General features: G+C 71.0%; 14 protein-coding genes. 8 read left to right on the top strand and 6 right to left on the bottom strand.

The features are described 5' to 3' along the window. The first annotated feature begins 20 nt into the window (after positions 1-20). Entirely contained in the window at positions 21-734 is a 714-nt protein-coding gene (locus BLU09_RS31570; protein ID WP_090494148.1) for a hypothetical protein, read from the top strand. Positions 735-748: 14 nt separating this feature from the next. Here the strand turns inward: BLU09_RS31570 and BLU09_RS31565 are convergent, their stop codons facing one another. Together BLU09_RS31565 and BLU09_RS31560 are read right to left on the bottom strand one after the other, a co-directional pair. Next, the gene (locus tag BLU09_RS31565) at positions 749-2,023 is read right to left on the bottom strand and encodes an SGNH/GDSL hydrolase family protein (protein ID WP_090494146.1); all 1,275 of its coding nucleotides are present in this window, start codon (positions 2,021-2,023) and stop codon (positions 749-751) included. 131 nt (positions 2,024-2,154) lie between these two features. After that, on the bottom strand, positions 2,155-3,030 hold the full coding sequence (locus tag BLU09_RS31560; protein ID WP_090494144.1) for a hypothetical protein: 876 nt from the start codon (positions 3,028-3,030) through the stop codon (positions 2,155-2,157). Positions 3,031-3,238: 208 nt separating this feature from the next. Between BLU09_RS31560 and BLU09_RS31555 the strand changes: the two genes are divergently transcribed. Beyond that, complete coding sequence (locus tag BLU09_RS31555) at positions 3,239-3,604, top strand: TIGR02266 family protein (RefSeq protein ID WP_216608601.1); 366 nt, start codon at positions 3,239-3,241, stop codon at positions 3,602-3,604. Positions 3,605-3,649: 45 nt separating this feature from the next. Here BLU09_RS31555 and BLU09_RS31550 read toward each other — a convergent pair whose 3' ends face one another. The 4 genes from BLU09_RS31550 to BLU09_RS31535 form a co-directional block, all read right to left on the bottom strand. Then, on the bottom strand, positions 3,650-4,051 hold the full coding sequence (locus BLU09_RS31550) for a GNAT family N-acetyltransferase (RefSeq protein ID WP_237078582.1): 402 nt from the start codon (positions 4,049-4,051) through the stop codon (positions 3,650-3,652). A 208-nt stretch (positions 4,052-4,259) separates the two neighbouring features. Beyond that, positions 4,260-5,318 (bottom strand): alpha-ketoacid dehydrogenase subunit beta, encoded by a 1,059-nt coding sequence (locus tag BLU09_RS31545; protein WP_090494140.1) that lies wholly within the window; start codon positions 5,316-5,318, stop codon positions 4,260-4,262. Between the two features lie 3 nt (positions 5,319-5,321). Then, positions 5,322-6,332 (bottom strand): thiamine pyrophosphate-dependent dehydrogenase E1 component subunit alpha, encoded by a 1,011-nt coding sequence (locus tag BLU09_RS31540; RefSeq protein WP_090494138.1) that lies wholly within the window; start codon positions 6,330-6,332, stop codon positions 5,322-5,324. Positions 6,333-6,457: 125 nt separating this feature from the next. After that, the gene (locus BLU09_RS31535; protein ID WP_244172190.1) at positions 6,458-7,567 is read right to left on the bottom strand and encodes a M50 family metallopeptidase; all 1,110 of its coding nucleotides are present in this window, start codon (positions 7,565-7,567) and stop codon (positions 6,458-6,460) included. Positions 7,568-7,831: 264 nt separating this feature from the next. Between BLU09_RS31535 and BLU09_RS31530 the strand changes: the two genes are divergently transcribed. The 6 genes from BLU09_RS31530 to BLU09_RS31505 are packed head-to-tail and all read left to right on the top strand — an operon-like array spanning position 7,832 to position 19,850. Continuing rightward, positions 7,832-9,607: a PP2C family protein-serine/threonine phosphatase gene (locus BLU09_RS31530; protein ID WP_090494134.1), complete on the top strand. Its 1,776-nt coding sequence runs from the start codon at positions 7,832-7,834 to the stop codon at positions 9,605-9,607. A 23-nt stretch (positions 9,608-9,630) separates the two neighbouring features. Next, positions 9,631-12,147, top strand: coding sequence for a tetratricopeptide repeat protein (locus BLU09_RS31525; protein WP_090494132.1), 2,517 nt, complete (start codon positions 9,631-9,633; stop codon positions 12,145-12,147). Further along, positions 12,144-13,064, top strand: coding sequence for a PhnD/SsuA/transferrin family substrate-binding protein (locus BLU09_RS31520; RefSeq protein ID WP_090494130.1), 921 nt, complete (start codon positions 12,144-12,146; stop codon positions 13,062-13,064). The genes BLU09_RS31525 and BLU09_RS31520 overlap by 4 nt, the downstream gene beginning before the upstream one ends. A gap of 22 nt (positions 13,065-13,086) precedes the next feature. Further along, on the top strand, positions 13,087-15,846 hold the full coding sequence (locus tag BLU09_RS31515) for a TonB-dependent receptor domain-containing protein (RefSeq protein WP_090494128.1): 2,760 nt from the start codon (positions 13,087-13,089) through the stop codon (positions 15,844-15,846). A gap of 3 nt (positions 15,847-15,849) precedes the next feature. Next, a complete protein-coding gene (locus tag BLU09_RS31510; RefSeq protein ID WP_090494126.1) occupies positions 15,850-16,692 on the top strand; it encodes a hypothetical protein in 843 nt (280 codons plus the stop codon). 11 nt (positions 16,693-16,703) lie between these two features. After that, a complete protein-coding gene (locus BLU09_RS31505; protein ID WP_090494124.1) occupies positions 16,704-19,850 on the top strand; it encodes a serine/threonine-protein kinase in 3,147 nt (1,048 codons plus the stop codon). The last annotated feature ends 22 nt before the right edge of the window (positions 19,851-19,872 follow it).

Raw genomic sequence — 19,872 nt, 5'->3', positions numbered from 1 at the left:
GGACATTCGAGGAGACGGCGATGGCCAGGGAGACGTTCAGCGTGGTGGAGGTCAACCCGGCGCACCGCTTCGCGCGGCTGCGGCCCGAGTCGGGCGGGCCGCTCCTGCACGCGGGGCTGTACCCGGAGGAGGAGGCCCCGGAGCCGCAGCTCCAGCTGCGTGAAGGGGACCGGGTGGAAGGCCAGCGGCGCGGGCAGGCGGTGGCGGACTGGGGCTGGGTGTCCCGCGCCGAGCCGCCCGCGGAGCTGGTGGAGCGGATGGGCGAGCTGCTCGCGAAGTTGGAGAAGTACGAGCTGCGCGTGCCCGCCACGGCCTATGACCTGGCCGAGCACCACTGGCGGCAGAGCCGCGCCAACCCGCTGCACCTGGAGCTGCTCGCGCAGCTGCCCACCTTCTTCGACTGGGAGCTGTCCCACCCTTACGAGGACGGCGCGCTCTTGGAGCGGCTCCAGGCCGCCATGCAGCCGTACCTGCCCGGTTTCGAGGTGACGCCCCAGCCAGGCCGCGCCGCCTTCCGCCTGGAGCCCGGTGGACAGGACGTGCCGGCACCGGAGGGGAGCCGCGAGGCCCCCGTCTCCACCTTCGAGCCGCTGCTCCTCCAGGTGAACCGCCTGCTGGAGGGGGCCGGGGCCCCGGTGCGCTGGGTGCCCACGGAGGACGACTGGATTCTGGCGCCGCCGGGGCTCGCGGAGCTGCTGGTGCTCCACGGCGTGCTCGGCTCGCGCCAGGGCTGAGCGCGGGGGCGTGGCTAGAGGCCGCCCTCTTCGCGCAGCACGCGCGCGACTTCGTCCGCCATCACCTGGTGGCCTTCGATGCTGGGGTGGATGCCGTCCACCTCCAGCCCGTCGATGAACAGGTGCACGTTCGCGGGCTGGCGCGTCACCGTCTCCAGGTCGATGATGTCCGGGCCGGCGCCGCCGCCGCGGAGCCACGTGTTGAGCTCCAGCCGCTGGGTCTTCACCAATTCGTAGGGCGCGTAGTTCGACTTCTCCTTGGGCAGCAGGGTGCTGACCCAGGTGCGGCAGAAAGGCGCGAGCCGGCCCAGCATCGTGTTCATCCGCGCCTGGATGACGGACAGGGAGTTCTTGTCGCCCAGGTCGTTGGTGCCCAGCAGGACGATGCAGTCGGTGATGCCCTGGAGCGCCAGCACCTCGCCGTCGAGCAGCGCCAGCGCGTCGTAGAAGCCCTGGCCACTCACGCCCGCGTTCACCACGGGCACGCCCAGCGCGGCCTCCACCTTGGCGGGCCAGGCGTTGCGCGTGTCGTTCTTCGTGTCGATGTAGCCCTCGGTGATGCTGTCGCCAATGGCCACGAAGGCGCGGCCCGTGGGACCTTCCACGTCGACGGTGGCCACGCCGACGGCGCGGTCGAACAGGGTGCCGCCCAGCGCGCCCGTCACCAGAGCATGGTTCCCCGCGCGCGCGAAGCTGCCTGGGAAGGCGCTGATGGCGCTGGCCGCCAGCGCGCCACGGACCTCGAAGGTGATGGCCAGCTCGTCCCGGAACGCCACCGGGAAGTCCACCGGGTCCGACGTCTTCCGCGAGCGCGCGTCCACGGTGAAGCCCTCCGCGCCATCGAAGGAGAGCTTCACCGGCGTGGACGCCAGCGCTCCATTGGCGCCCGCCTGGGCCACGGTGGCACGCACCAGCGTCATGCTTCCGTCTCCCGAGCGGAACGTCACGCGGATGCGCCCGCCGTCACGCGCCACCGGCACGCGCATGCGGAAGGTCGTCACGCTTCCCGCGGAGTGGGACGCGCGGAGCGCTTGATGGAAGCCCGGTTGGAACGAAGTCGCCGGCGGCGCGAAGGGCGGCACGGCCTGCACCTGCCGGCCGTCGTTCAGCACCAACACGGGCGCGACTTCCAGTGACGCGTCCGGCGCGTTCTGCTCCATCGTGGAAGCGCGGCTTTCGTCCTCTGGGGGCAGGTCACCGTCGGGTGAGTCCGTCACGCTGCCAGCACACGCCAGCAGCGCGCTGCTCGCGCACACGACGACCTTCCGCCACACAGGCTTCATTCCCATTCCCATCCCTCCCGGCTTTGCAGGATGCACACCACACCGTGCCCTGCCAGCCGGCCGTCTGGGAACCCTCCTCCTCCGAAGCCTCGTCTGCCTGCCCGCCCGCCACAGCGACCGGCCTGCTGCCTTGGGGACTAGGGGACGCAAGCCCCCACGCCTGGGTTGCCATCCAATGCCCGGCAGCTGCCCGTGGAGCAGGCGGGCGTGCCACCGGGCTGACAGAGCGGGCGGCAGGTGAGGCCGCCTCCCGCATTCACACACGCGCTTCCCGGCGCGCATTGATTGCTGAAGTCGCACGACTGCCCCTCCGTCCGATTGCCGCTGCCCGCGCACAGCGGGCCTGACGTGGACGGGTAGCAGCTGAGTGGCGCCTCGCAATCATCGCCAAAGGGGTTGCACGCCATGGACGGCGGGCCGCAGACCAGCGGCAGCTCGTCGGTGCCTTCCAGGCGGAGCACGGTATTGCACTCGCTCGCGTTCCCACATTGGGTCGTGGCATGGCACAGGCGCTGGCAGGTGAATCCACTCCCTGTGCCGTCAGGCGCCTCGCGGCAGAACAATCCTTGCCGGCAGGTGTCGTAGGCCAGGCCCCCGTCACTGGGCGCCAGCGTGCAGGGCGCGCCTTCGTCCGCGGTGCCCGGGGCCACGCAGCGCCGCTGGGTGACGCCATTCTCCATCGCATACGTGCAGCGCTGGTCCTGGGCGCAGTCCTGGGCCACCACGTCGCACTCCGCTTCGAAGCAGCGGCTGCCGGTGCCTCCGTCCGCCAGGTCCGCGAAGTAGCAGTCCTGGCCGTCGGCACAGCCTTCCTGTCGCGCCACGTTGCAGGCGAAGTCCCGCGCGCCGCCGTCCGCGTCCGTCCCACCGCCGTCCCCGGTGGGCGTTCCGCCTCCATCGGTGCCCGCGTCCTCCTGACCGCCGGGGCCCGGCCCATTGCCGCCGTTGCAGGCCGCGGCCCAGAGGGCCAAGGCCAGGGTTCCAGTCAACACATAGAGGCGGTTCACACGCATTCCAGAGCGCTCCCGGGGAAGTCTCCGAGGACATAGGCACCCGAATTCGATAGAGGGGGCCTCTTGAATCAGGCGTGGAAAGCAGCGGACACTTGGCTGACGCCCGGGGCCTGGAGGTTGGCCTGGCGCGTCGCCCTGTGGAACTGTGGGTGTGGGAAGCAGCGTGGTGTTCGCCAGGAGCGTCGAACGTGGGGGCTATCGGGTGCGTATGACAACCAAGGCGGCGGATGACATGGAGAACGGGGATCCAGCCGCATACGCGAACCGGCGGGCGGATGAGCGTGTGGCGGCGCGGTTCGAGGTTCGCTTCAACCAGACGCAGGACGCGGCGCGGGCGCTGCGTGCGTACTCCATCAACATCTCCGCGGGCGGCCTGTGCCTGCTGACGCGGAAGTCCTACGACGTGGGCTCCCACGTCCGCCTGTCCATGGCCATTGAAGGCGAGGAGTTCCACCTCACCGGCGTCATCGCCTGGGTGCGCGACGAGGCCGAGGCCATTGGCGTGCGCTTCACGGACATGAGCGACGAGGACCGGGCCCGGCTTCAGCGCGTGGTGGACAGCTTCAAGCGATAGCGGCCGGGGGCACCGCGAGTGTCGGTGCCCGCCGCCTCGCCGCGGTCAGCGCTGGGATTCCGTATCGACGTGGCGGAACACGCCCGAGTCGATTTCGGAGAAGCCACAGGCCGTGTAGAAGTTGCGCGTCTCCGGCGTCGTCGTCATGGGTGAGACGAGCTGGAGCTGCTTCGCGCTCAGCACCTTGCAGCGCTCCAGAATCTGCCGGATGAGCGCGCGGCCCACGCCGCGACGACGCCAGGTCTCCGTCACCACCAATTCGTCGATGGTGCCCACGCGTCCGCGCAGCCGGAGCTGGGGACGGTGGGAGAAGGACACCATGCCCACGGGCCGGTCCTGCGGGTCGCCGGCCACGAAGATTTCAATCTCCGGATGGCTGACGACCCAGTGGACCGTCTGCTGGTCCGTCCCCTGGGGGTAGCCCAGCTCCTTGAGGAGCGACGCCATGGCTTCGGCGTCACCCCGGCGGGCGCGGCGGATACGGAAGGCCGGCGCATCAGCGCCAGCGACGGGAGTGGCTGTCCGGAAGATTGGCTGTGACAAAGCCTTTGGAGTCTAACGAATGGGCCGCCATCCCTTCAAAGAGGAATGGCGGCCCGGGGTGCTTCTCCCGTGAGACAAGGGGCTCACGAGCAGGGGATTGTGGGTGTCGCGCTTACGGCTGCTCGCCCGCGAGCGACCGGATGGCGGTGGTGATGTCACCCAGCTGCGGCACCGACGCCATCTCCAGCGCGTCCGCCAGGCCGATGCCCGGCAGGAACTTGCCGGCCAGCAGCCGCGGCGGGGCCAGCAGCGAGTAGAACAGCTCCTCCACCGTGCGGCGCACCAGGTGCTCTCCGAAGTTCGTCACCTCGGTGTCCTCGTTGACGAAGAGGACGCGGCCCGTCTTCTGGACGGAGGCCTTGATGAGCTCCCAGTCGTACGGCCACAGCGAGCGCAGGTCGATGACCTCCGCGCTGATGCCGTCCGCGGCCAGCGTCTCCGCGGCCTTCGTGCACAGGGGCAGGGTGCGACCGTAGCTCACCACGGTGAGCTGCGTGCCCTCGCGCACAATCTTGCCCTTGCCGAAGGGCACCGCGTACGCCTCCAGGCCCGCAGGCCACTGCGGCTTCCACTGGGAGCGGTCTCCCAGCGGCGCGTCGATGAGCTTCGACAGCGCGCGGTCATCCTCCGGCTCGCCCGGAATCCGCTCCTCGCCCTTCACTCGCAGGAGCGCCTTGGGCTCCAGGAACATGACGGGGTTCTTCTCCTGGCACGCGGTGATGAGCAGCCCGTACGCGTCCAGCGGCGTGGAGGGCATGACCACCTTCCACCCGGCGATGTGGGTCATCGTCGCGTCGAACGAGTGCGAGTGGTAGATGGACCCGCGGATGCCGCTGCCCACCGGCGTGCGCACCACCATGGGCAGGTTCCAGTCACCGAAGGTGGACCAGCTGGTGTTGCCCGCCAGCTTCAGCAGGTCGATGGTGTTGTAGACGTAGTCGCAGAACTGGATCTCCGCCACCGGCCGTCCGCCGGCCATGGCGATGCCCATGGCCGCGCCGATGATGCCGCGCTCGTCCAGGGGAGAGTTCCACGTCGTCTTCAGGCCCTGCGTGCAGGTGAAGACGCCGCCCAGGGGGGCGCCCACGTCCTCGCCGAAGATGTCGGTGACGCCCAGGTGCTCCTCGGCGTAGTGCAGGGCCATGCGGATGGCCTGTGCCATGTTCGCCATGGGTTACTTGTCCTCCGCGTAGATGTGCTTCCAGATGGATTCGGGGTCGGGCTGTGGCTCGTCGCGCACCTGTCGGGCGGCGGCGGCCATCTCCTCGGTGTACTTGTTGCGCAGCGCGTCCATCTGCTCTCGCGTCAGGACGCCGTCCTTCTCCAGCTTCGCCTCGAAGTCCGTGAGGCAGTCGACCTCGTTGCTCACGTAGTTGGCTCCGGAGGCGGACGAGTGGCCGTAGAGGCGCGACACGTTGGCCTCCAGGAGGAAGGGCTTGCGCTCCGTGCGCACGTAGGCCATGGCCTCGCGCAGCTCGGTGTAGGCCTCCACGGCGTCGTTGCCGTTGATGGTCTTGCTGCGGATGCCAAAGGCCTTGCCGCGGTCGCTGATGCGCTGCTCGCCGTGCTGACCCTCCGCCGCCGTGGAGATGCCCCACTTGTTGTTGGTGACGATGATGAGGATGGGCAGCGGGTTGACGGGGCGGCTGCTCCACACCAGGCACGAGGCGAAATCGCCTTCGGCCGTGCCGGCGTCGCCACCGGTGACGATGGTGATGCCGTCACCGCCGTGGCGCTTCTGCACCATGGCCGTGCCCGGGGCGATGGCGTACTGGACCTCGATGGGCGAGGACACCGGCGCCACGTTGTACTTCCGGGCGGAGTAGTGGCCCGCGAAGTTGCGGCCGCCCGAATACGGGTCCGTGGCCGTGTTCTTCATCTGCCGCAGGGAGCCGATGGGCTCCTCACCCAGCGCGAGCAGGGTGCCGGACTGCCGATAGTGCGCATGCAGATAGTCGAAGTCGGGGCCCTGGCCCTTCTTCATGAGCAGGCCCAGGGAGACGTTGAACGCCTCCTCGCCGGGGCCGCCAATCCAGAAGTATCCGTGGCCCTGCTTGTACATCTGGATGAGGCGCTCCTCGAGGACGCGCGTCTTCACCATGAGGTCATGGATGCGGACCAGCAGCTCCCGCTCGAGCGGCGCGGACGCTTCTGAGGATTCTTTGATGAGTCGGGGACGAGACACGCGCGACCTTCCTCTGGCTGGAGGGGACGCCCCTATAACCCGGATACGTGCCTCCCGCTCAAGGCAGTTGATGGGCCGCCTGTCGGGACGTCAGGCGGAGAGCACCTTCTGGCGCGGCGCGGCAATCAGCGGGGCTCATCCGTGGCAGGAGTCCGCCCGTGCCGCAGCGCGGTAATTCGCTCGGTGAGTGTGGCCTCGCTGGCCGTCCCGGCGTGCTCGGAGATGAGGGCCAGCGTGTCCTCGGACAGCTGCCGGGCGTGCGAGCTGTCCAGCAGCGAGGCCAGCTCCTGGAGCCGCCCGGTGTGCAGCAGCGCCAGCACCAGGGCATGGCCGGTGCGCGGCAGGGGCGCCTGCGTGAAGGCGGATTGGAGTGAGCCCACGGCCAGCTCCGGCAGCCCGTTGTCCAGGAGCATCTCGCCCACCAGGGCCGGGTCGTGAGGGCCCTCCAGGTCATCATCCGCGTCGGCCGCGCCCGGGGGGCGGGGCGTTCCGCGCAGCTCGTCCATCAGCTGCTCGATGGAGACGGCGCCCGCCGGTGCCGCCCGGGGCTTGCGGACCACGCGGGGGAGGGCGCGCCGCCGCTCGGCGGGGCGCCGCTTCGGCGTGCGGCGGAGCTGCTCGAGGTTCATCACCCCCAGCACCATCGCCAGCATCCCCAGCCACAGCTGCTTCGACCCGATGGCCAGCCCCAGCACCACCACCGCCGTGGCGATGCCCACGCCGAGCACCGCCCGTTCGTGGCGGTAGCCGCTGCGGGCGCGCACCAGGTCCGCCAACAGGTGTCCACCGTCCAGCGGCTGCATGGGCAGCAGGTTGAAGAGCCCCCAGCCGATGTTGACCCACAGGAACTGCCGCACGCCCTGGTCCGCCAGTCCGCCCGGCTCACCCAGGGGAACGAGCTGCGACAGGCCCCAGATGAGCCCTCCCGCCAGGAAGCCGATGCCCGGCCCGGCGAAGCTCACGAAGGCCGACTGCGGGTGAGTGAGGTGCGCGGCGTCGTGGGTCTGGGTGGTGCCGCCCATGCCGTGCAGCTCGATTCGAGCGGGACAGCCGTAGCGGCGGAAGGCCAGCGCATGCCCCAGTTCATGGAGCAGCACCGACACGAAGACGATGCCCACCCACAACGCGAGCCGCGCGGGCTCGGAGCTGAGCGTCCAGCCCGTCATCAATGAGACGACGAAGAAGAGCGGGTGGAGCCGGACCGGAAAGCCGGCCACGTGGAAGTGGGGCCGCATGGACATCCGACTGTAACGGGCACACCCGCACCGCGCCCGGCGAAGGGGGGAGAGGCGCGGCGGACCCCGGGTGAATGACGCGGGGCTCCAAGCTGGCCATGACATTGGCATGACATGGCTTCAGTGACATGCCGGCGGTGGCGTCTTCCCCGGCGCGGCGTGGATGTGGGGACAGGGCCTCGCGAAGCACGAGAAGTGAGATAGAGTCTCGAAACACCCCTGTTTCCCCCGCGCGCCCCCGCGCGTCCCCACCCCGGCCCGCCCTTGTCCAGTACGAATACGCGACTGAAGTCCGCGCCCGCGTCCGACGAGTTTCCGGATGACGCCGCGCTCCCGCCGTCCGAGCGGACAGGCACCCAGGAAGTCACCGGCGCGCGGGAGTCCACCGCCACGCGCATGACGGGCCCGTTGGGGCTGGCGGAGGGTGGCACCCGCACCCTCATCGCGCCACTGGAGGCGGGCGAGCTGCCCAACGTGGCCCAGATCAAGGGGCTGCGGCTGGACCAGATTCTCCTGCTCACCACCGGCGTCCTGGTGGTGCTCATCGTGGGCTTGCTGGCGGCGCTGTCGGTGGCCTCCACCAAGTCCCAGTTCGAGGAGACGGCGCTCGTCTCCAAGGAGCGCATCCAGGAGCAGGCGCGCGAGCTGGGCCAGACGGTGGGGCAGACCATCGCGCTCACCTCCGCCACCAACCTGCGCGACAACAACTACGCCTTCCTCGAAGAGGTGGCGGGCTCCATCGTCAAGACGAACCCCAACATCCTCCGGGTGCAGATTTTCGACCCGGACGGAGTCCGGATGGCGGACAGCGAAGGCGCCAGCGAGGACAAGGAGGACGTCGCGCCGGTCCGCCGCGCCGAGCGCCGGCTGGTGAGCGCCTTCTACCGGGGGCAGCCCATCTCCGAAATCCAGGAGCCCATCGACTACGGTTCCAGCAGTGGCAAGGGGCTGGTCGTCATCAGCTACTCGCTGGGCGGGCTGCAGAAGCAGCTGGCGTCGCTGGAGCAGGACAAGCGCGCCACGGTGCGCGCCACCACGCTGCGCATGCTGGGGCTGGGGCTGGGCTTCGTGGTGCTGGCGGGCGTGCTGGTGGCCTACCAGAGCCGGCGCATCACCCGGCCGCTGGGCATGCTGACCGGCAAGGTGATGCAGCTGGCCGCCGGCAACCTGAGCGCGCGGGCGGGAACGGCGCAGGGCGCGGGCCGCGAGGTGGTGACGCTGGGCGTGGTGTTCAACCACATGGCCGAGCGCATCAAGGTGCTGCTGGAGGACGTGCGGGCCAAGGCGCAGCTGGAGCGCGAGGTGTCGCTCGCGCGCACCGTGCAGGAGACGCTGCTGCCGGGGCGCGAGGGCGTGCAGGTGGGGCCGCTGCGCATCGCCGGCCTGGTCGTCACCGCGGATGCGTGCGGCGGCGACTGGTGGTTCCGGGCCGCCCTGGATGACCGGCGCATCGTCATTGGCATTGGCGACGTGACGGGCCACGGCCTGTCCACGTCGCTGGTGGCCACCAGCGCCACCAGCGGCTTCGCCTCGGCGATGACGCTGCGCGAGCCGTCGCAGGTCAACGCGCAGATGCTCATCACCGCCCTCAACGTGACGCTGGCCAACGTGGGCCGCGGTGAGCACCAGATGTCCAGCGCGCTGGCCGTCATCGACGTGTCCAACGGCTACATCGACTACGCGGCGGGCGCGCACCCCAGTCCGCTGGTGTTCAACAAGCGCAGCGGTCAGATTGCATCGCTGCCCGCGCGCGGCCCGCTGCTGGGCGCCTCCGTCGAATCCCAGTTCACCTCGCGCCAGGCCCAGCTGCGGCCCGGGGACGTGGTGGTCTGGTACACGGACGGCCTCACCGAGGCGCGCGACAACGCGGGCAAGCTCTACGGCACCCAGCGTCTGGCCGCCGCGGTCCAGGCGCACGCCCACCTGTCCGCGGAGGCGCTGCGTGACGCGGTGCTGGCGGACGCTCGAGCCTTCAGCGCCGGCCAGCCGCAGCGGGACGACATCACCGTCGTCGTGGCCGAGTTCAGCCCCGCCGCCTGACTTCCTTCCGGGACTCCACACGCATGCGACGCTCCCCACGACATCCTCGGTCGCGCCGTCTCACGCCGGCGCTCGCGCTGTTGACCACCCTGTGCGGCCCGCCCGCGCTGGCCCAGTACCGCCCGCCGCCCATGTCCGAATCCCAGCGGCTGGTGCGGGACGGCGAGGCGGCGCAGGTGGCCGCCAGCGCCGCCAGCGCCTCGGGTGACAAGAAGGAGGCCGAGGAGAAGTACCGCAAGGCCCTGGCCCTCTTCGAACAGGCGCTGACCGCCGAGCCTGGCTCCGTGGCCGCCGCCGCGGGCCTGGGGGCCAGCGCCAACGCGCTCAATGACTGGCAGCGCACCGTGGACCGGGTGCAGCCGGTGCTGACGGCGAACCCGTCGGAGCTGGCCCTGGCCTATCCGGTGAGCGTGGCGTACTTCAAGCTGCGCCGCTTCCCGGAGGCCGTGCCGCTGATGGAGCGGGTGGCCGCGGCCGACAAGGCCGAACACCTCATCGTTCATTACTACCTGGCCAGCTACTACCTCTACGTCCAGCAGGGAGACGCGGCGGCCACGCGGCTGAAGCGCTACCTGGCGCTGCGTCCGCAGGCCCTGGCACCCAACGACTTCCAGATTCACGAGCTGCTGGGCCGCGCCCACGTGCTGCGCGGGGACGCCGCGGCGGCGCGCGCGTCCTTCCAGCAGGCGCAAACGGGCCGGCCAGAGTCGCCGTCGGTGCAGCTGGGCCTGGCGCAGGTGCTGGAGCTGGAGGGCAGGGCGGTGGAGGCGCGCACGCTGCTGGAGGGCGTCACCACGCGCTTCCCGAAGGCGGCTGATGCGCGCGAGAAGCTGGCCCGCCTGTACCTGGGCGCGGGGGACGTCGCGAAGGCGGACGCGCAGGCCCAGGCGGTGGTGAAGCTTGGCAGCTCGCCCGCGGCGCACCTGCTGCTGGGTGACGTGCGCTTCGCCCAGAAGAACGCGGCCGCCGCGGAGGCGGAGTACCGCAAGGTGCTCCAGCTCCAGCCGGGCCTGGTGCTGGGGCAGATGGCGGTGGGCAAGGCGCTCCAGGCACAGGGCCGGCACGAGGAGGCCATCCAGTTCCTGGAGGGCGCGGTGCGCTCGGGCGCCAACAGCCTGGAGCTGTGGGCCAACCTGGGCTCGGTGAACCGGCGCGCGGGCCGCTTCCAGCGCGCGGTGGAGGTGCACCGGCGCGTGGTGGAGATGGCGCCGCGTCAGGCCCTGGGCTACGTGCTGCTGGGCGCGGACCACTTCGCCACCGGCCAGTGGGACCAGGCCATCGAGGACTACGCCAACGCGCTGCAGGTGGAGCCGGAACACGCCGGGGCGAAGCAGTGGCTGGCCCGGGCCCTGGCGCACCGGGCGCGGGACAGGGCGGGCACGGGACGGCTTGAGGACGCCGTCCGGGATTTGCGCCGCGCGTACGACCTGGACCGGAGCGCGCCCATGGCGCGCCGGCTGGGCGCCGCGCTGCTGGAGACGCGCGCCTACGCGGACGCGCGCAAGGTGATGGAGCAGGGCGTGATGCTGCCCGGCGCCGCGTGGCGTGACAGCCTGCTGCTGGGGTACGCGCGGCTGGCCACGAGCGATGCCCAGGCGGCGCTGGAGGCCTTCAACCGCGCGGCCACCCAGACGGAGGAGCCCGACGAACAGGCGGAGGCCTCCGTCGGCGCCGCGCTGGCCGAGGTGGAGCTGGGGCAGGTGGACGCGGCGGTGCAGCGCCTCACCGCGGTGGGCCCGTCGCGCGCCGCGGCGCAGGTGGCGGGCGCCAACCTTCCGCGCGTGCTGGTGCGCCGGGCGCTGGTGCGCCTGGAGGCCGGAGACGCCGACGCCGCCGAGCGGGATTTGGACCTGGTGGACAAGCTGGGCACCGGCAACCGCAAGGAGCTGGTGCGGCTGGCCCAGTTCGTCCGCGGCCTGGCGCGCGCGGAGTCGGGGCGCCACGCGGAGGCGAGCGCGGCCATCACCAAGGCCCTGGCGTCCACGCAGCCCTGGGCCTGGCCCAACACGCGCGCGCTGGCCACCGCCTTCGTGCTCTACAAGAAGGGGCAGGTGCCCGCCGCGCGCAAGCAGCTGACCGCGGCGGCGAAGAAGCCGATGCCCGGACAGCCCAGGTGGCTCACGGCGATGACGGGCGCGCTCCACCGGCGCGAGGCATCCCAGGCGTACAATGCCGGCAACATGAGGGTGGCGGAGAAGGCCTTCAAGGCCGCGCTCGCCGGCAACCCGGACGACACGCAGGTGCAGCACAACCTGGCCTGCGTCGACTGGCGCAAGGGCCGCACGACGGACGCCGTGGAGACGTGGCGCCGGCTGGAGTCGAGCGTGCCGGTGGCCGCGCTCAACCTGGGCATCGACGCGCAGGAGCGCCGCAAGGACGCGGGTGAGGCCGTGGAGGCCTGGCGCCGCTACCTGGCCGGCGGCAGCGGCCCGCGCATGGCGCAGGTGCGTGAGTGGAAGGAACGCCTGCAGAGTCTGCACGGCCTGGCCGAGCCCGCCTCGGGCGCGCCCGCGGACGCCACCGTGGAGGAGACCCCATGAAGATGTCACCTCGCTTCCTCCTGGCTGGCCTCGTGCTGGCCTGCACCCTGACGGCCAGCTCCGCGCTCGCGGCGCCGAAGAAGGCCACGCTGGGGGTGTTCCTCGCCACCACGCTCGCGGATGGTCAGGAGCGCTTCGAGTACGCGGAGGCCCTGGCCGCCCGGCTGACGGAGACCCTGGACACGCCCGTGGCCGCCAAGAGCTTCGGCCGCTACGAGGACTTCTCCCGCGCGGTGGCGGGCGGGATGGTGGACTTCGCGGTGGTGGACGCGTGGGCCGCGGTGCAGCTGGGCACGAAGGCGAAGCCGGTGGCCTGGGCCTCACGCGCGGGTGACACGCAGCAGCGCTGGGCCATTGTCGCGTTGCAGCGCGGCGTGGTGAAGGACCTCGCCGGCAAGCGCCTGGCGCACGTGAAGGGCGCGGGCCCGACGGACCCGAAGTTCGTCACCCACGTCGTGCTCGGCGGCGACCTGGACGCCCAGAAGCACTTCAAGCTGGCCCCCGTGCCGAACGTGGAGTCCGCGCTGAAGATGCTGGAGGCCAAGGGCGCGGAGGCGGCGCTCGTCCCGCTGGCGCACGTGCCCAAGGGCAAGGACGTGCGCGTGCTCTTCCGCAGTGGCCGGGTGCCGGGGGCCGTGCTGGTGGACCTGCGCAACCACGAGGCCGCCCTCACCGGCGCGCTGGGGAAGGTGGGCGCGGTGGCGCCCTTCGATGCCTTCGCGCGGCTCCAGGACAAGGATTTCGACGAGTTCAGCAAGCTCGTCACGCGTGGCCCGCCGCGGCGTCAGCCCGTGCTGGCGGAAGGGGCCGAGCTTCACGTGGAGGCCGAGGTGCTGGTGCGCTCGGAGGAGCTGGGCCCCGCGCTTCCGTCCTTCGTTGGAGACCTCGCCGTCTCCGCGGAACAGCCGGACGACTGATGCTTTCCCGTGTTTCTAGAGAATGAGAGCCAGCGACTTGGCCCGGCGTTGTCTCTGGGGTAGCTTGAAAATGATGGCGTTGGTGTCCAGCCGAGAAACCGCGTTCCCCCGGACGCAAGCGCTGGCGCCGAGCCCGTCTCCGGGTCGTACGTACAGGACCTCGGGTGTCCATGCTCCACCCTTGGATGTGAGAACGATGCACTCGACTCTGTTCGGTGAGCCGCGGCTGGGCGCGGCGAAGGCGGTTGCCGGGCGTCGCGCTCTGCGCGCCGGCCTGCCTCTTTCCATCATGCTGTGCGTGCTGTCCCTCGTCGTCCCTTCGAGCGCGGCAGCGCAGGAGGCCGCGGAGGCGGAGGCTCCCGCCAAGGTGAAACGCCGGAAGCGGGTGGTGAAGCCCGCGGCCTCCGCGCGTCCCGCCGCGAAGACGGCGAAGAAGCCGAAGAAGCCCGTGAAGCCGCCCGTCGAGGACGACCCGACGGCCGAGCCGGAGATTCCCGTCCTGGGTGGCGGGGCTGCCACGGATGATTCGTCGCCCGCGAGCGCGCCGGCACCCGTGCCCACGCCGCCCTCCGCCGCGCCCCTGACGCCGGCCACGCCCCTGACGGCCGAGCCTGCCTCACCGCAGGCGCTGCCGCCGGTCGGCGCGGACTTCAACCCGCCGGACGCGCCGACGAACCTCCCGCCGGCCACCGCGACGCTGCCCGCGCATCAGCCCGCGCCCGCGTCGAACATTCCCATCAGCGCGCCCTTCGCGGAGCCGACCCTGGATCGCCCCTTGCCGCCGCAGTCCGGGCTCGCGGGCCTGGGGGTGGACCCGCTGGACGGCGCCGACGCGCTGGAGGAGTCCGTCAACCGCGTGCTGAGCGAGGCGGTGGTGACCACCGCCGGCAAGCGCAACCAGCGCATCTCCGACGTGCCCCTCACGGTGTCCTGGATTCCGGCCGACGAGCTGGAGGGCACCGGCCAGTTCACGCTGTGTGAGGCCATCCAGTACTTCCCCGGCATGGAGTGCCGCCGGGGCTCCATGCGCAAGGCGGCGGTGAGCGCGCGCGGCCTGGGCTCCAACTACCTGTCCAACCGACTGCTGCTGCTCCAGGACGGCCGTCCGCTGACGGACCCGTGGACGGGCCAGTTCTACGCGGACGAGACCACGCCGCTCACCAACCTCAAGCAGGTGGAGGTCATCCGCGGCCCGGGGTCCTCGCTGTACGGCTCCAACGCCTTCAGCGGCGTCATCAACGTCATCCAGCGCCAGCCGTCGGACCTCATCGAGAAGGGCAAGAACGTGGGCGCCGAGGCCCGGGTGCTGGCGGGTCAGGACCAGACGTGGCGGCTGCACGGCACCGTGGCGGGCCGTGGCGGTCCGGTGGAGGCGCTGCTGGGCTACTACGGCTTCGGCTCGGACGGCCCGCAGCTCTTCAACGACCCGCGCGTGGGCCGGGTGGACACCAACCAGGACTCGCTGGTGCACCAGGTCAACGGCAAGGTGCGCATCGGGCCCCTGGCGCTGGACGCGGATTTCACGGACGCGGAGATTGGCCGCCCGGGTGGCACGCACATCTCCACCGTGGGCAACTGCGGCCGCTGCCACTACACGCCGAACGACTCCGAGTCGGTGCAGAACTTCAACGCGTCCGCGCAGGTGGACCAGCAAGTCACCGACAACCTGCGCCTCTTCGGCCAGGCGTACGGCTTCTTCAAGCGCCGCGACGTGCTGATGGAGAACGCCTTTGGCGGCGACCCCACCCGCGCGCTGGGCAAGCGGCGCCGGCTGGGCGGCGAGGCGCGCGCGCTGTGGACGATGGGCGACCTCAACGTCACCTTCGGTGGTGACTTGAAGGCGGACGCCGTCAACGTGCCCAACGTCCTGCCCGAGCTGAGCATGGACGACACGCGGCAGACCATCCTGGGCGGCTTCGTGGACGCGGAGTACCGCCTCTTCAACCGGCTGGTGCTCGGCGCGGGAGCCCGTTACGACCGCTACCAGATTCCGGAGCGCGTCTGGCAGAACCGCACGGACCAGGTTTCGCCGCGCGCCAGCGTCGTGTTCCACGCGGTGCCGGAGTTGCTGACGCTGCGCACCAACTACGGCCGCGCCTTCCGTGCGCCCACGTTGGCGGAGCTGGCCATCAACCAGCAGATGTACGCGGCCACACTGGTGGGCAACTCCAACCTTCGCGCGGAGACGCTGGACACCATCGAGGCATCGGTGGATTTCTGGCCCTTCGATCGGAGGGTGCGCCTGACGGGTACGGGCTTCTACAATCTGGCGAAGAACTTCATCAACCAGCAGCTCGTCTTCGGCTCGGTGTCGCAGTTCCAGAACCTGGGCGACGCGCGGGTGGCGGGCTTCGAGCTGGAAGCGGCCGCGCAGATTCCGTCCATCAACTCGTCCTTCGACATCGCGTACCAGTTCCTCGACGCCAAGGCGCTGCCATACGACGACGGCCCCCAGTCGCCGCTGGACTACGCGCCGGCCCATCGCATCTACGCGCGTGGCCGGACCAACATCGGCAAGGTCGCCTTCGTGGAGCTGTACGCGCTGCTGGTGGGCTCACGCTATGACCCGGGCTTCGAAGTGGACGAGACGACGGGCCTGCCCACCACCCGCGTGCAGCTGCCCAGCTACGTCACGGCCAGCGCGCGGGTGGGCTTCAATGTCTACGACGGCATCTCCGTGTCGTTCCTCGGCTCCAACCTCTTCAACGCGAAGTACGAGGAATCCCACGGTTTCCCAGCACCGCCCCAGTCGTTCTTCAGTGAAGTCAAGGTTCGATACTAGCCCTTGAGCACCGCCCCCCACCTGGAGGCCGGCGGCCTCCTGTTGATTGCAGACGAGTCGCTTTCTCCGGCGCTGGTGGAGCAGGCGGCTCCCGTCCTTGCACAGGGCGGCATGGCACTTTGCCAGGGGCCGGGGTCGCCTTCGGGGCCCCGGCGCCTGGTGCTCTTCGACGGGAAGCTGACGCCCGCGCACGCGGAGGCGCTGCGCGGCGAGCCGCCCGCGCTGCTGCTGGCGACACGGGCCTCCGACGGACGTCCCTCCGCGTGGGAGGCGCGCCTGTTGGGGGACCTGCTTCGCGGCGCGCCGCTGCTGCCCGCGGGGGCATCGCGGCGCCGGCTTCAGTCAGTGGCGGACATCAACGCCACCGGTGAGGCCGCCGCGCAGGCCGTCACCCAGGCGCGGGGTTCGCGCACGGCGGCGGCGCTGGTGGGCGACGTGGTGCACGAACTGGCGGCCAACGCGATGTGGGACGCGCCGGTGGATGCGCAGGGCCAGCACCGGTACGCGCACCGCCGCTCCGAGGTCCGAGAGGTGGCGCCGGAGGACGCGTGCGAGCTGTCCTTCGTGGTGGAAGAGGGCCGCATGTGGTTGGAAGTCGTGGACCGCTTCGGTGGTCTGCGTCCGGGGCCCTTCGCCCGGGCGCTGGGAGGGTGGGGCGGGCGCGTCCAGGTGGATGCGTCCGGAGGAGGGGCGGGGCTGGGACTGCGGCGCATCCTGGAGCACAGCGATGTGGTGGCCGTCCGTGTGGCCGCTGGCCGTGAGTCACGAGTCCTGTGCGTGGTGGACCTGGGGGAGGCCCGCCGCCGCGCCACACAACCCAAGTCGCTGCTGTTCTGTCTTCAATGAGGTCAGGGCCGGTGGATAGCCAGGTTTCCAACGCCATCATCAGCCGGCTCCGCGTGGGGACGATTACCCACGTCCGGATTTCCGGCGTCATCGACGAAACATTCCCACTGACGTCCGCCAGCCCGGAGATGAGCGGGCTGCTGGTGGTGGACCTGGGGCAGGTGGAGCGCATCAGCTCCTTCGGCGTGCGGCGGTGGATTGAGTTCGCCGCCAAGCTGCCCCAGGGGGCCCTGGGCCTCTACGTGGTCCACGCGCCGCCCGTCATCGTGGACCAGCTCAACATGGTGGAGGGCTTCGCCGGCGTCGCCCGCGTCCTCTCCGTGCTGGCGCCCTACACCTGCCGCGCCTGCAACGAGGACCGGCTGCGGCTGGTGAACCTGCTGGACGAGGCACAGGTCATCTCCGAGGAACGTGCGCCCGACCATTCCTGCCCCGTGTGTCAGGGGCCGCTGGAGTTCGCGGACCTGCCGGGCGAGTTCTTCGACTACGCGCGGCGGCAGCAGTTCGGTCAGGTGGACCCGGTCGTCATGCGCTACCTGCGCGCCAGCATGCCGGCGGAGCAGCCGGAGCTGTCGCAGCACCTGAAGATCATCCAGGACGACATCACGTACATCACCCTGGCCAGCGCGCTGAAGGGGGACCTCAACGTGCGCCGGCTGGCGTCGGGCCTGGAGGGCCGCGTCGGCTTCGACTTCAGCCACGTCAGCAAGGTGGAGCCGGAGGCCCTGCCGAAGCTGGAGCAGGTGCTGGAGACGGCGGCGCAGGGCGCGCACGTGGTGTTGTGCCGGGTGCCGCCGCCCGCGCTGGCGGTGCTGGCGCGCTCGGCCAAGGTGTTGCCGGTGCGGCTGGCCACGCTGTGGCTGCCGTGTGACTGCCGCAACTGCGGGCAGGTGAGCCACCAGCGCCTCCAGGCCGCGGACTACCTGGCCAGGCTGCGGGCGCAGGCGTCCGGCGTGGAGGTGCCGTGCCCCATCTGCGGCGGCAACGCGCGCGTCCCCCACATGCCCCAGCTCCAGGGGCTGCTGGCGCGGGTGCAGCTGACGGACCGGCCGCTGGAGGACCTGGAGGCGCTGGAGACTCGCGCCCTCAGTCAGTACCTCTTCGGCGCCACGAACATCGACCCGGCGGCCCGCCAGGGCGCGTCCACGGACATCTCCAACTCGCTGGGCAGCACCAAGCTGAACATCATCCGGCGGCTGGGGCAGGGCGGCATGGCGGAGGTCTTCCTCGCCAAGCAGGTCGGGGTGAAGGGCTTCGAGAAGTTCGTGGTGATGAAGAAGATTCTCCCGCAGTTCGCGGAGAACCCCGAGTTCGTCGACATGCTCTTCGCGGAGGCCCGCGCCAACGCGCGGCTGACGCATCCGAACGTCGTGCAGACGTTCGACGTGGGCGTGTCCGACGGCGTCGCGTACATCCTCATGGAGTACGTGCGCGGGCCGGACCTGAAGAAGCTGGTCATCGAGCTGCGGCGCAAGGGCCTGGCGCTCCCGCTGGAGCATGCGCTGCGCATCGTCGCGGAGGTGGCCGCGGGCCTTCACTACGCCCATGCCTACGTGGACCCCGCGGGCACGCCGCACCCGGTGGTGCACCGGGACGTCAGCCCGCACAACGTCCTCATCTCGCTGGACGGCGCCATCAAGCTGAGTGACTTCGGCATCGCCAAGGTGGCGGGCGAGGAGCACACGCAGGCGGGCGTGCTGAAGGGGAAGATTTCGTACATCTCCCCGGAGGCCGCGTCCGGGCGCACGCTGGACGCGCGCAACGACGTGTTCGCGTTGGGCGTGGTGCTCTTCGAACTCCTCACCGGCACGCTCCCGTTTCGCAGGGACCACGACGCGGCGACGCTGCAAGCCATCGTCCGGGACCCCGCGCCAGTCCCTTCGCAGCTCAAGCCGAACATCCCGCAGGACGTCTCCGACCTCGTCCTCCGCGCGCTGGTGAAGGACCCGGCGCGCCGCACGCCGTCCGCCGCCGCGCTGCGCGAGGAAATCGAAGCGGTGATGGCGCATCACCGGCTCAACTCGTCGCCCGCGGCGGTGGCCCAGTTCTTCCGGGACACGCTGGGCGACCGGCTGGTGGAGTTCGCGCCGTCCGCCGTCGGCGGGACGGGAAGCCACCCGCGTCCGGTGCCCTCGGGCAGTGGCAGCGGCAACATCGGCAGTGGGGAGATGTCCGCGCCCACGGATGGACGGACGCCCAGCCGGGGCAGTGTGCCCGTGGCCGGAAGCCGTCCTGGGATGGGCGGCAGTGGCGGCATTCCTCGCCCTGGCCCACCGGTTCCCCCGCCGCCCCCACCACGGCCCGTGGGCGTCGCCAGCGCGGCTGTGCGGCCTCCTGCGCCACCTCCGGCGGACGACTCCTTCCCCGGCATCTCCGTGTCCGAGGACGACGCGAACGACCGCACCGAGGTGGTGCCGCTCAACCTGGGCGCGCCGCCGCCTCGGACGGAAGCGCCGCCTCGGCCCGCTCCCGCGCCGCGTGCCTCTCAGCCACAGCCCGCCATGCCGGCGCCGCCGCGTCCGTCCGGTCCGGTGCCAGGGGTGGGGCATGGGGCTCACGCCAGCGCGGCCCGTCCCGCCCAGCCGCCTCCGCCGCGGCCCGTTGCTCCCGCGAGCCGCGCGCCCGCGCCCGCGGAGAAACCAGCGGACAAGCAGCCCCCTTGGAAGTTGCTGGGCATCGTCGGTGGCGGCGCCCTGGTGCTGGCCGTGGTGGCGGTGGTGATGATGCGCGATGGCGGCTCGAACTTCGTCAACGTGGGGCCCGGGGAGCACGTCTACGTCGGCGGCCTGCGCCACGAGGCGGGGACGGAGGTGCATGACCCGTCGGGCGGCCCGCTGCTCATCTCCACGGCGGTGGAGGGCAAGCTGCGGCGGTTCGGAACCACGCAGCAGCGCGAGGGCATCGACGTGCGCACGCTGGCGGACGCCTCGCCGGAGCCTGGCACCACGGGCCTGCTGAGCGTGACGGGCGCGGCCCCTGGCTGTGAGGTCCACGTCGGTGGCACGTTGCTGCCGGGTGGAACGCCGCTGTTGAAGGCACGAATCGAAGCGGGCCGGGAGCTGGAAGTCCTGGTGCGCTGCCCCAGCGGCGTCAGCAAGCTGTGGGTGATGGCCGTGCCCGGACAGCAAATCGAAGTGAAGTCGCAACCGCGAAACTGAGCGGCGCGCTGCCGGGCGCCGA

This window comes from Myxococcus virescens (genome assembly GCF_900101905.1).
Classification (GTDB): domain Bacteria; phylum Myxococcota; class Myxococcia; order Myxococcales; family Myxococcaceae; genus Myxococcus; species Myxococcus virescens.
The sequence above is the reverse complement of the archived record's forward strand: the minus strand, read 5'-3'. Positions and strand labels throughout refer to the sequence as shown.

Bases quoted from the DNA above. Each gene is read 5' to 3' on its own strand.
- BLU09_RS31555 (WP_216608601.1), top strand. From the start codon at position 3,239: ATGACAACCAAGGCGGCGGATGACATGGAGAACGGGGATCCAGCCGCA.
- BLU09_RS31550 (WP_237078582.1), bottom strand. From the start codon at position 4,051: ATGGCGTCGCTCCTCAAGGAGCTGGGCTACCCCCAGGGGACGGACCAG.
- BLU09_RS31520 (WP_090494130.1), top strand. From the start codon at position 12,144: ATGAAGATGTCACCTCGCTTCCTCCTGGCTGGCCTCGTGCTGGCCTGC.
- BLU09_RS31570 (WP_090494148.1), top strand. From the start codon at position 21: ATGGCCAGGGAGACGTTCAGCGTGGTGGAGGTCAACCCGGCGCACCGC.
- BLU09_RS31560 (WP_090494144.1), bottom strand. From the start codon at position 3,030: ATGCGTGTGAACCGCCTCTATGTGTTGACTGGAACCCTGGCCTTGGCC.
- BLU09_RS31525 (WP_090494132.1), top strand. From the start codon at position 9,631: ATGCGACGCTCCCCACGACATCCTCGGTCGCGCCGTCTCACGCCGGCG.
- BLU09_RS31535 (WP_244172190.1), bottom strand. From the start codon at position 7,567: ATGCGGCCCCACTTCCACGTGGCCGGCTTTCCGGTCCGGCTCCACCCG.
- BLU09_RS31545 (WP_090494140.1), bottom strand. From the start codon at position 5,318: ATGGCGAACATGGCACAGGCCATCCGCATGGCCCTGCACTACGCCGAG.
- BLU09_RS31515 (WP_090494128.1), top strand. From the start codon at position 13,087: ATGAGAGCCAGCGACTTGGCCCGGCGTTGTCTCTGGGGTAGCTTGAAA.
- BLU09_RS31565 (WP_090494146.1), bottom strand. From the start codon at position 2,023: ATGGGAATGAAGCCTGTGTGGCGGAAGGTCGTCGTGTGCGCGAGCAGC.